Genomic DNA, 10,999 nt, shown 5'->3' with positions numbered 1-10,999 from the left:
CGCTCACTCGCGCAGACACCACTCGGTGAACGCCGCGACGCTGGGGTCCACCCGTCCCGCGCCGTCCGCCACCGCCGCCGTGCAGAAGTACCGGACCTCGCCGAACTCCAGGTCCATCGTCTCCACCAGGTTCCGCAGCCCCAGCCCCTCGCACAGCCACGCACGGGCCGAGTCGCTGTCGTCCGGGCGGTCGGGCAGCAGGGTGGGCTGCCCGGCCAGCAGGTCCCGCTTGCTGATGGCGACGGCGAGCCGGGCCCTGTCGAGACGGGTGCCCATGGTGCGCACGGTCTGCACCGAGCGGGAGAACACGTCCTCCGGGTCGACCGTCGAGGCCAGGGTGCGGTCCACCTCGGGGCCCGTCGCGTCGAGTCGGGTCCAGAACGCGTCGACGGCCATCGGGTCCAGGACGAAGACGAAGGTGCGGGCCTCGCGGATGTAGCGCAGCGCGTCGGTCTCCTCCCGGCTGACGAACCGTTCACCGGCCGTGTCGAAGACGTGCACCAGCCGCTCGGCGCGGCCGGTGCCGCGCACGAACGAGTGGGCGCGCGGCAGTGTCTTCTGGGTGGGGCGGGTGTGCCCCTGGATCTCCAGCACCTCGTTGAGCACGCGCTGGTTGGCGCTCGACTCGGGGTCGGCGAGCCGGATCGCCGGCCCGCCGTCCTCCGCCGCGCTCTCCAGGGACTTGACCATCGCCGCCATGAGCTGGGTCTTGCCCGCGGCCCGGCCGCCGATCAGCGGCAGGATCAGCTCGGGCATGTGCCCGGCGTCCGGGTTCATCGGCCTGCCGCAGTGTTCGTGCACGCAGTGACCGCTGAGCCGGGCGTCCCTGCTCATCAGCATGAGCAGGGTCGGTATCCGCTCGCCGCAGGCGCACCGTCGCCGGAAGAGGCCGAAGGTGCCCGGGCGGATGTCGGCGTGCCGGCGGCGGCAGGTCGGGCGGGGGCAGTCGTACGCCGGATAGGGGACGCGTTCGAAGCAGCTCGGGCACAGCATCCCGCGCGGCAGCCCGCGCATCAGCATTCCGGTACGGTCGACGGCGCGCAGGGTGAGCGCGATCAGCCGGGCGCCGCCCATCAGCAGGGCCACGCCGAGCGCCTGGGCGCCGAACAGCGCGCCCAGCAGCGGCGCGGCGGCACCGGCGCCGAGGGTGAGGCCCAGATAGAGGGTCAGGCCGTACGGGACCGAGAAGGCCCGGTGCACGGTGGGGGCCGTGAACTGGCGGGCGGTCACCTGGCGGTAGGCGTCGGTGAGCGTGCGGACGTACAGCCGCCTGCCCAGGGTGTGGAGTTGGCGCAGGTCGCGGGTGGCGGGGCCGAAGAAGTAGTTGCGGTGGGCCAGTTCGTCGGCGGCGCGGTACGGCGGGACGGTCACGAACTCGGGGGTGCGCCTGCGCAGCACGCCGTCGAGCAGTCGGCCGTAGCGCCACAGCACTTCGCTGACCAGGGCGATCCCGCGCAGGAGCGCGATCGCCGGAACGAGGGCCAGGTAGAGCAGCAGCAGGGCCAGGTAGGCCAGGGGAACGAGGACGAAGATCAGGACTTCCGCCACCTCGGGCTCACCTCGGTTCCGGTCGGGGGCCGTCCGGGGGCCGCCGCTGGGTGAGCTTGCGACCCCATTTCTTCACGCGGCCCAGGCGGTTCTCGGCGCACTCCAGGTAGTGGTCGGCGAGCCGGGTGTCGTAGGGGCGCAGCCACCGGGCGAGCCGGCCGAGGTCTTCGGACCGCCAGTGCTGGGCGATGTGCAGGCGCAGGGTGCGGACGAGGTCCAGGTGGGCCTGCGGCAGCGCGGCGCGTTGGGTGTTGACCGCGATCGTCCCGGTGACGTGGCTGAACAACACCTCGTCGATGCGGCCGGAGGTTGTCGCGGCCCGCTGCACGGCGCGCAGATAGCCGTCGGTGAGGGAGAAGCCGAACTGTTCGATCTCCGTGCGCAGCCGGGCCGGGTCGGCGGGCAGCCGGAGCATGGCCGGGAGCAGCCGGTGGTGTTTCAGGGCGCGGGGTGCCGACCAGGCGTCGATCTGGGGGATCCGGAAGGCGCGGGCGAGTTCGGTGGCCTCGGTGGCCTCGCGCAGGGCCGCGTCCAGCCGGAGGGTGACGTCGACGCACTCCCGGGTGACCGCCCGCAGTCGGGCGTAGCGGCCGGGCGCGGTGAGGGTGTCGCACAGCACCAGGCAGTCGCGCAGGGCCCGTTCGTCGTCGACCTCCTGTTTCACCGCGCGGTCGAACCACTCCCCCACCGCCTCGTCCACCGGCCCGTCCGCGGGCAGCCGACGGGCGATCTCGGTCGCCTCCTGGTACGTCCAGGCCGGCGACGGCCGCCGCCACAGTCCCCGCAGCAGCTCCGCGTCCGGTGAGTCCTGGCCGCGTACCTCCAGGATGCGGAACAGCAGGTCGACGGTGCGGGCGGGCTCCCGCTCGGCCTGCGCCCGCCAGTAGTGCTCAAGCAGCCGAGGCTGCCCGCCGAGGTCGCCTTCGCCGAGCAGCACGGCCGGGAACTGGGAGAACAGCTGTTCCTGGCCGCCCCGTTCGGTCAGTACCTCGTGCACCGCCGTGGCCAGACCGGCCCGGAACTCCGGCAGGGTGCGGGCGAGCCGGCCGGCCTCCTCGCGCAGACCGGTGCTCGCGCCGGGGGTGCCGAGCAGGGCGCGGGCCAGCTCCAGGCTCTGGGCGGCGAGCAGCTCCGGCGGCGGGGTGAGCCGCGCGCCCACCGCCCACAGCAGCAGCCGTACCCGCTGACGGCTGCCCGCGGCCTCGCCGAGCAGCCGCTGCCACAGGGCCGTTGCCCGCTCGCGCTCGGCGGGCCGGGTGAGCGGCACGGGGCCCGGCGCGCTCGGCACGCAGGTCATGTAGGCGCGGATCCGGGACTGGTGGAGCTTTCCCTCCAGTTCGCGGTGCAGCGCGGTGTCGCCGCCCGCCTCGGCCGCCGCGCTCAGCGTCGCGAGCTGATCGTCGTCCAGGTCGCGGTGCTTGTGGTGGATGTCCGCCGCCACCGCGGCGCGGCGCGGCCCGAGGTGATCGGCGCCGGGCAGCCAGTCGAGCACCGCGCGGACGTCGGCGTCGGTCAGGTCGATGCCGCCCGCGGCCGTGGCCGCCGCGACGGGGGCGTGCCAGTCGCCGGGTGTCCGTTCCCGGCCGTGGGTGTAGTCGGCGGTCCAGGACCACACCGAGCGGACGGAGCCCACACCGATCCGGATCAGGAGCCGGATCAGGTGGTGGGTGGGCACCACCTCGGGGAAGCGGCCGGCGGAGAAGTCGAAGACGGTGTACGACTCCTCGTCGTCGGGGCCGAAGGCGGGGTGCGCCTCGGGCACCGTGCCGATCAGGTGCAGCCTGCTGCGGGTGGGGCGCAGGAGGTAGGTGGCGAAGGAGAGGGTGCGGGCGAGCGGGGGCGGCAGGAGGTAGGAGACGGCCGCGAACCAGTGGGCGATCCGGTCGGTGGTGTCGTCGATCACCACGACCGAGCCGTCCTCCGCGAGCGCCGTGAACACCGCCGACAGCAGGGCGGGCAGTTGGCCGGCGTGCGGGTGCGCGCGGAGGAAGGCCTGCGTGGAGCGGGGGGTCAGCGGGCCGCGCGGCAGCGGCGCGGGCAGCTCCGGGATCTCGGTCGTGTCGGCCACGCGCGCGGTCCACGCCGGGGAGTCCCACAGTTCGATCGCGAGCAGTCCGCCGCTGTCCGGTGTGAACGCGCCCTCGGTGTACAGGGCGTGGGCGAAGTAGTTGCCGAAGCGGCGTGCCGAATCCCGGCCGGCGTAGCGCACGCAGAGCGTGGTGTCGCCGCCGTCGCCGCCCGGGGTGTGGCAGAGGTTCACCGGGCAGCGGGCCAGTTGTTCGGGGGTGTCCGACTCGACGAGGGAGCGCGGCGGTTCGTATCCGGCCAGGCTCTCCACCCGGTGCCGGGTCTCGGCCGAGACCTGCTCGCTGACCGCGTTGAACTGGAACCCGGAGGATCCGCTGAGGCCGTGTTCGCACGAGGTGTAGTACAGCTGCTGGAAACCGCTCATCCGCGGCCCGCCTTGGGCACCGCGCCGAACTCGCTGAGCAGCCACAGCAGCGGGTCCGCGACCCGGTAGGGCTGGATTCCGGTGTCGGCGACCCGGGCCTCGGGCGTGGCGCTGCGGCCCAGTGCGGAGACCCCGAAGTAGCGGTAGCGGGCGAAGGTGTTCTCCAGGGCCTGGTCGATGGGCACGCCGTCCCACTTCTTGAGCAGCTGGCGCACCTCCTCGTGGACGTCGAGGCTGTCGCCCACGTCGAAGCGGCCGCGCGCGGGGGCGTGCGACCGCAGCGGGCTGCCGTTCTCCATCAGGTGCCAGAAGGCGTCCATCTTGGAGAAGACCACCGCGATCGGGGTGTCGATCTTCGCCGCCTTGCCGCCGCGCGCGGCCAGCAGCATGCCGCTCACCCGGCTCAATACGTTGATCGGCGGGTCGATGCCGTCCGCGTTGGGCAGGGCCGTGCCGGGCGCCGCGTTGTCCCGGGCGCCCGGCATCTGCAACGGGTCGAGCAGCAGGATGATGCCGTCCGCGTTGGTCAGGTAGCGGGTGTTCAGCTCCACGCTCTCGCGGCTGTTGAAGTCCTCGCCCGCGGTGTCGAAGAAGGACAGCACGCTGTGCTGCGGCCGTTCCACGAACATCTTCCTGCGGCGCAGTCCGAACCGGAACACCAGCGGTTCCACCCGGTTGGCGTTGGTGGTGGCGGTCTGGGTGGGCGGGAACATCTGCCGGTCGCGGTAGAGCCGTTCCTCGTACTCCGAGCTGTAGCGGCGCATGGTGGTGTCGTCCAGGCCCATCAGCGAGGCGCCGTAGGCCTCGCCGACCTGGTTGCGCATCTCGTGCAGCAGCACGGTCATGTAGATGGTCTTGCCGGAGGACCGCGCGCCCACCATCGCGATCAGCCGGTTGTCCACCATGCCGAACTGGAGGGGCAGTTCGACGTGGCAGACCGGGCAGATCCGGTACGTCGTCTCGCTGTCGCAGTCCGGGCACACCGCCGTGGACCTGCGGCCGTCGGCGGCGAAGTCGGGGCCCACGTCGTGGCTGGGGCGCCGCCCGAAGCGTTCGTCGAGGACCGGGTCGCGCCGGCGCTGGCACTGCTTGCGGGTGCGGCTGAGCCGGCTGTTGCAGCGGAAGCGGATCTCGCGCGCGGCGAAGGTCTCGTAGCAGTAGGGGCAGGTGAGTCGTCTGGCCATTCAGGTCACTCGCAGCCGGTGCAGCGCCGTGGGGCGCAGGTCGATGTCGCGGTCGTGGTCGGTGTCGGGGCCGCCCGCCGGGAAGCAGACGAGCCAGGAGGGGCCTTTGGCGCCGGGGAAGGGGAACTCCACGGTGAGCGGTGTCCCGGCGGGCAGCCGCTGCGCGGGGATCTCGTGCACGACCGTGCCGTCGGCGGTGCTGGTGGGCCGGTAGCGGCCGAGCCCGTGGACGATCCTGAGGGCCGGCAGGTCGCAGCCGGTCCGGGCGGTGAGGGTGACGGTCGCGACGCGGGCGCCGGTGAGCCGGCGGCGCAGGGCGGGTTCGTACTCGACGACGGGGGGCTCGGCGGGAATCCGCAGCGAGGCGGCGCCCTCGGTGTCGACGGCGGGGTCGGCGACGAGCGCCTCGACGGTGAGCGTGATCGCGCCACGGCCGAGGGCGAGGTCCAGGCCGCCGTCGTGTTCGTAGGTACGGCGCCGGCAGGTGATGTCGCCCTCGCGGGGGCCGTCGCCCGTCGCGGTCGCGTCCTCCCGGCGCCAGCGGACGCGCGCGGTGAGGGCGGTGTCGGGCCAGGCCCACAGGACGAGGAGGTGGTCGTCCCGGCGGAGGTACTGGAGCTGGGTCACCGGGACGGCGCGCAGGGCGGGAGCGGAGGCGAGGCCGGACGAGGGGGAGTCGGCCGGTCCGGGTTCCGGTCCCAGGTCCGGTCCCGGGTCCAGGTCCGGTTCCGGTACGGCCGCCGGTGGCCGTTCCGGTGCCGGTGCGGACGTGGACGAGGGTCCGGGTTCGGGTTCGTGGACGTCGGGGACGGTCCGGTCGGCCCGGGCGGGCTCGTCCCGCTCGCCCGGTGTCCCGGACGCGGCGGAGCCGGTCACCCACGCGTCCTTCCCGTCCGGCTCGCCCCGCGGGTCCGGGTCCTGTGGGAGGGGCTGCCAGGGCTGCGGATCCGGGTCCGCCGGGGGCTGCGGGAACCGGGACCGCGCCGGGGCCGGGCCGTTGATCACACGGAGCAGGCCGAAGTCCTCCCGGAGCAACAGACCGCGCACCACAGCCAGTTCGGGGTCGGCGCAGCGGACCGTCAGCCCCCGCGCCTCGGGCAGCTCCTCGATCTCCGTGCGGCGGGCGGGCGCCGTGTACAGCTCGCCGGACAGGAGCACGGCGTCCGGGGACGCCTCGGCCAGTTCCCGGGCCGTCGCCGCGAGGGCGGGGTCGCCGACCGGTTCCGTCCGGGTGGTGACGATGCCGGCCGTCAGGTCCGGGGCGATGTCGAGGACCGTCAGCTCCACCGTGGCCGCGGTCTGGTCCACCACCAGGAGCGTGCGGTTCACGCCCTCGTCGATCGCGCCGTAGTGCAGGGCCACCGCGATCGGTGCCGGGAGGAGCGCGCGGACGTGGAGCCCCGCGTCCTCGACGGCGTCGCGCAGGCGGTCCTCCTCCTCTCGGCCGGCGGACGCGGGCAGGCCGAGCACCACGTCCGCGCCGGCGGCGTCGGCGACGAGCGCGGCCAGTGCGGTGGCGGGGTCGGCGACCGCGTCCGCGTCGGTGTGGTCCGTCACGGTCATGGTGGGCCGGCCGTCCGGGCCCGTGCGGCCGACGCGGGTGACGCCGTGGCCGCCGGCGATGGCGAGCATGTTCAGCCGTTCCCTTCCTCGGTCCTGACCCATGGGGTGCCGTCGGCGCCGACGCCGAGCCGGAGCCGGCTTCCCGGGTCCGGGCGGCGCGCCAGGAAGTGGGCGACGACGGCCGTGCGCAGCGGCTCCAGTTCGTTGCGGATCTGGCGGCCGCCGTACGCCTGGCGCTCCGGGTCGCTCATCCGTGCGGTGATCCACGGGTGGAGGCTCTGCTCGTCGGGGACCAGCTCGACCTGGTGCCGTTCGCGGACGGACTCGGTGAGCTGGCCCAGCAGCCGGTCGGTGATCTTCACGACGTGCTCGCGGCGCAGCATGTCGAAGACGACCACCCCCGGCTTGAGCCGGCCGTAGATCTCCGGCCGGCCGATCGTGCGGAACTTCTCCTCCACGGCGTGCGTGAAGTGCTCCTCCAGCTCGGCGTACGGCACTTCGTCGCCGCTTCGGGCCAGCAGGTCCTGGACGGCCTCCGCGCCCGTGTTGGAGGTGAAGATGATCAGGCACTGGGAGAAGTAGGCGGTCTGCCCGCGGCCGTCGGTGAGGCGGCCGTCCTCAAGGATCTGGAGGAACTTGTCCAGCACCCGGGGGTGCGCCTTCTCGATCTCGTCGAACAGCAGGACACTGAACGGCCGTTCCTGGACGCGGCGGGTCAACTCGCCGCCCTGCTCGTGGCCGACGTAGCCGGGCGGCGCGCCCGCGAGCCGCTCGGCCGCGTGTTCCTGCTGGTACTCGCTCATGTCGAAGCGGGCGTACGCGCTCTGGTCGCCGAACATCAACTCGGCGACGGTCTTGGCGAGTTCGGTCTTGCCGACGCCGGTCGGGCCGACGAAGAAGAACGCGCCCCGGGGGCGGGCGCCGCCCAGATTGCCGAAGTCGACGCCCACGAAGGCGGCCTGGAGCGCGCCGGCCACGGCCTCGACGGCCTTGGCCTGGCCGACCACGCGGGCCCCCAGCACATCGGCCGCGCGGGCCACGGTCTCCCGGTCGAGCTGGGTCCACGGGTCGACGCTCACGTTGAGCCGGTGCAGTTCGAGGAGCTTGTCCGGCCGTTGCAGGGGCGCGCCGCGCAGCCACGAGGTGCGGGCCAGGGCCTCGATCTCCCAGCCCGACATGCCGTCGCTCGCGCCGACCAGGGCCTCGATGTCCTGGCGGGTGGCGTCCGGGGCGCCGTTGAAGTCGTCGCGCAGCCAGGTCAGCCACAGCCGGCGCTCGCTCGGGTCCGGGGGGCCGATGTGCAGGGTGGCGATCCGGGGGTCCTCCTGGTGGAACCAGCCGGGCAGCCGTCCCACGTCGCCCACCGCGCACAGGACGGCGTTGCGGGCGTGCGGACGGCGGCCAGCCAGGCTCGCGCGCGGGGTGACGGCGTCCGTCATCGCGGCGCGCAGCCGGAGGTAGCCGAGGTTCGACTCGGGCTGCCCGGGCGGCAGATGGTGGTCGACGTCCTGGAAGACGAAGGCCGTGGCCGCCTCGGGCGAGGCGGCGATCCGGTGCACGAGGGCGAGCACGTCCTCGAAGGTGCGCGGGGGTCCGGCGGGGCGCGGGGAGAGGAGACTCGACCGGTCCCGCCCGCGTTCGACGCCACGGCGGGCCCGGGCGTCGGCGGGCCGCCGGTCGTCCGCGGGCGCGTCCCCGCCGTCGGGCCGGAGGGGTGCGCCGGGCTCCGTCCGGTCGCCCGCGGGCGCGTCGCCGCCGTCGTGCGAGGCGCGTCGCCCGCCGTCCGCGGACGCGCCCCCGCCGCCCCCGGCGGCCGGGCGGGACGGGTTCGCCGCCAGCCGGGCGAAGCGCTCGGCGTGGTCCGGCAGCGGGAAGGTGAGCCCGGCCACCGGGTCCCACCAGCCCACCACGTCGGCGCCGCGCGTCTCCAGCACCCCGGCGACCAGCCGCTGGAAGGACGCGGGCCGGTCCTCGAACCACCAGCGGTCCCGGATCTGCCCGTTGAGGATCACCTGCCGGCCGCGCCGCAGCTCCCAGCCGAGCGACACCGCCCACAGGGGCATCATGCCGTCGGCGGTGACGGGCCCGGTGCCGTCGTCGCCCTTGGTGAAATCGGTCGTGCTCATGGGTTCGTCCACGTCCGGTAGGTCTCGCGGGGCAGCGGCTTGGCACGCCGGCCCGGCGGTTTGCCGTCCCAGGTCAGCTCGCCCGGGATGAAGCCGTCGTCGCCGCCCAGCGCCTCGTGCACCCGCTCCAGCAGCGCCTCGGTGGTGTCGCACACCGCCTCGTCCCGGGGCGCGTACAGGGTCACGTCGGGCTCGCCGGCCACGTGGTAGACGAGGACGGGGGTGCCGTCGTCGTCGGTGGCGACCGTGGTCTCGTACGTCGCCCCGGTCGGCCGGGTGAAGTGCAGCCGGAAGCTGCCGCCCTGGTCCTCGCCGCCGTCGAAGGCGAAGCCCTCGTCGGTCATGGCGTCCTGGAGGGCGGCCACCAGGTCCCGGCGCCGCTGGTAGGCCAGCTCCAGCTCGTCGAGCCGGCGCTCGGCGTCGGGCAGCCTGCCCTCCAGGACGGCGACCGCGTCGAGGGCCTCGTCCGCCGAGCGCGCGGTCAGTGCCTCGACGACGGCCCGCACGGCGTCCCCGATCTCCTGGGCGAGGTCCCGGTCGCCGAGTTCCGCGGCGGTGTCGGCCACGCCCTCGGCCGCCGGGCGCACGACGTCGAGTCGCTCGGCGGCCTCGGCGAGGGCCGACTCCAGGGCCGCCCGCGCCGCCTCCGCGCGCTCGCGCTCCCGCGCCGTGGCCGCCTCCCGCTCCCGTGCCGCCCGGGTCTCCCGCTCGGCGGCCTCCCGCGCCTCCCCGACCGTGGCCGCGTGCCGGGCGAGTGCGTGCTCGACGCTGCCGAGCAGGGCTTCGAAGCGGACCCGACCGTCCTGGCCGTCGGCGGCCGCACGCAGCCGGTCGAGCAGTTCGGTGCAGCGGTGGTACCCCTCCGCGTCGAGGGCGGCGCCGTCCGGGCCGCCGACGACGGACAGCCGGTGTTCCAGTTCGGCGAGGACCACGGCGGGGTCGTCCGTGCGGCTTCCGGCCGCCGCCGGGCGCAGGCCGACGACCCGGCCCCGCAGTTCCTCCACCGCGTCCCCGAGCGGCTCCCCGCGGGCGGCCCGCTCCCGCAGCTCGGCAAACCGGCGCTCCAGGGCGCCGATTTCGGCGCGGGCACCGGAGCGCTGGGCCCGCGCGATCAGCTCCCGCACCTCGTCGAGACCCCGCTCGTCCGCCCCGAGCTGGTTCGCCCGGGCCCGGGCCAGCCGGGCCTCCTGGTCGGCGCGGCGCCGGGCCGCCAACTCGGCCTCCTTGCGGGCGACTTCGTTGCGGCGCCGCTCCGCCTCGGCGCGGGCCCGCTCCCGGCGGGCGGCGGCGGCCTGGGCGGCCCGGGCCCGCTCGGCGGCCCGCCGGCGTTCCCTGGCCCGGCGCTCCTCGGCCCGCCGCCTGCGCTCCGCCGCCTCCCGCTCGGCGTACCGAGCGCCGACGCGGACGCTGCTGTACTTCGGTGATCCGCTCATCGTTCCCTCCGTGCCTCGGTGTGCAGCACGAACCCCCGCGCCGCGAGCTGTTCCTCGAACCGTTCCCGGAACCCGGGGGCCGGCGGCACCCCGGCCCAGGAGAGCGATCCGTCGGCGTCCACGGACAGTTCGATCCCGGCGGTCGTGTCCGCCTCGTCCAGGGCCTGCCGGTAGCGGTCGGTGAGCGGGATCAGCCGCTGGTTGTCCGAGCCGCGCCAGCGCAGACTTCCGTGCCGTGCCGCCAGATAGGGACCGTCGACCAGCAGGTCCAGCCGGTCCAGCAGGGCGCGCCGGTCCGGGCCCCCGCGCCGCAGCGCCTCGTGGCGGAAGCCGGAGTAGGCCATCGCACCGAAGTCCGGGCGCCGCTTCCGTACCGCGTCGAGCAGTTCGGCGAGCGCGCGGGCCTGGCTGAACGGCTCCCCGCCGGAGAACGTGACGCCTTCGATGCCGTCCAACGCGCAGAGCCAGTCGGCGAGTTCGGTGACCGGCCGGCTGCTCCCGCCCTCGAAGGGCAGGGTCTCCGCGGCCACGCAGCCCGCGCAGCGCAGCGGGCAGCCCTGCACCCAGATCACCGCCCGGCTGCCGGGTCCGAGGACCGTGCAGCGGTCCAGCGTCCGGGCGACGGACAGACGCGTACCCACGCCCTCTCCCCCTGCGCTCGTCGCCCTCACCCCTCGCCCCGCACCGGCGTCT

Annotated in this window: 7 protein-coding genes; all 7 read right to left on the bottom strand. The window is 74.8% G+C overall.

The window, feature by feature from the left end; genetic code table 11:
* Window positions 1–3 precede the first annotated feature (3 nt).
* From HZZ00_RS12805 to HZZ00_RS12775, 7 genes are read right to left on the bottom strand one after another with little or no spacing between them, the layout of a single operon-like run.
* Window positions 4–1,548 carry a hypothetical protein gene (locus HZZ00_RS12805; protein ID WP_180332292.1) on the bottom strand — a complete coding sequence of 515 codons (1,545 nt, stop codon included), beginning with the start codon at window positions 1,546–1,548 and terminating at the stop codon, window positions 4–6.
* A gap of 7 nt (window positions 1,549–1,555) precedes the next feature.
* Entirely contained in the window at window positions 1,556–4,000 is a 2,445-nt protein-coding gene (locus tag HZZ00_RS12800; protein ID WP_180332291.1) for a GTPase-associated protein 1-related protein, read from the bottom strand.
* The gene (locus HZZ00_RS12795; protein WP_180332290.1) at window positions 3,997–5,184 is read right to left on the bottom strand and encodes a hypothetical protein; all 1,188 of its coding nucleotides are present in this window, start codon (window positions 5,182–5,184) and stop codon (window positions 3,997–3,999) included. The genes HZZ00_RS12800 and HZZ00_RS12795 overlap by 4 nt, the downstream gene beginning before the upstream one ends.
* On the bottom strand, window positions 5,185–6,816 hold the full coding sequence (locus HZZ00_RS12790) for a hypothetical protein (protein WP_180332289.1): 1,632 nt from the start codon (window positions 6,814–6,816) through the stop codon (window positions 5,185–5,187).
* 2 nt (window positions 6,817–6,818) lie between these two features.
* Window positions 6,819–8,873 carry an AAA family ATPase gene (locus HZZ00_RS12785; RefSeq protein WP_180332288.1) on the bottom strand — a complete coding sequence of 685 codons (2,055 nt, stop codon included), beginning with the start codon at window positions 8,871–8,873 and terminating at the stop codon, window positions 6,819–6,821.
* Window positions 8,870–10,306, bottom strand: a complete 1,437-nt coding sequence (locus tag HZZ00_RS12780) for a hypothetical protein (RefSeq protein ID WP_180332287.1) — start codon at window positions 10,304–10,306, stop codon at window positions 8,870–8,872. The genes HZZ00_RS12785 and HZZ00_RS12780 overlap by 4 nt, the downstream gene beginning before the upstream one ends.
* Window positions 10,303–10,947, bottom strand: a complete 645-nt coding sequence (locus HZZ00_RS12775) for a 4Fe-4S single cluster domain-containing protein (RefSeq protein WP_180332286.1) — start codon at window positions 10,945–10,947, stop codon at window positions 10,303–10,305. Before HZZ00_RS12775 ends, HZZ00_RS12780 begins: the two co-directional genes overlap by 4 nt.
* Window positions 10,948–10,999: the final 52 nt, after the last annotated feature.

Origin of the sequence: Streptomyces sp. NEAU-sy36, assembly GCF_013423905.1 — a bacterium.
GTDB lineage: Bacteria > Actinomycetota > Actinomycetes > Streptomycetales > Streptomycetaceae > Streptomyces > Streptomyces misionensis.
This window is presented reverse-complemented; position numbering and strand designations above follow the sequence as displayed.

Excerpts from the sequence above, each read along its gene's own strand:
- HZZ00_RS12780 (WP_180332287.1), bottom strand. The coding sequence starts at position 10,306 with ATGAGCGGATCACCGAAGTACAGCAGCGTCCGCGTCGGCGCTCGGTAC.
- HZZ00_RS12790 (WP_180332289.1), bottom strand. The coding sequence starts at position 6,816 with ATGCTCGCCATCGCCGGCGGCCACGGCGTCACCCGCGTCGGCCGCACG.
- HZZ00_RS12785 (WP_180332288.1), bottom strand. The coding sequence starts at position 8,873 with ATGAGCACGACCGATTTCACCAAGGGCGACGACGGCACCGGGCCCGTC.
- HZZ00_RS12795 (WP_180332290.1), bottom strand. The coding sequence starts at position 5,184 with ATGGCCAGACGACTCACCTGCCCCTACTGCTACGAGACCTTCGCCGCG.
- HZZ00_RS12800 (WP_180332291.1), bottom strand. The coding sequence starts at position 4,000 with ATGAGCGGTTTCCAGCAGCTGTACTACACCTCGTGCGAACACGGCCTC.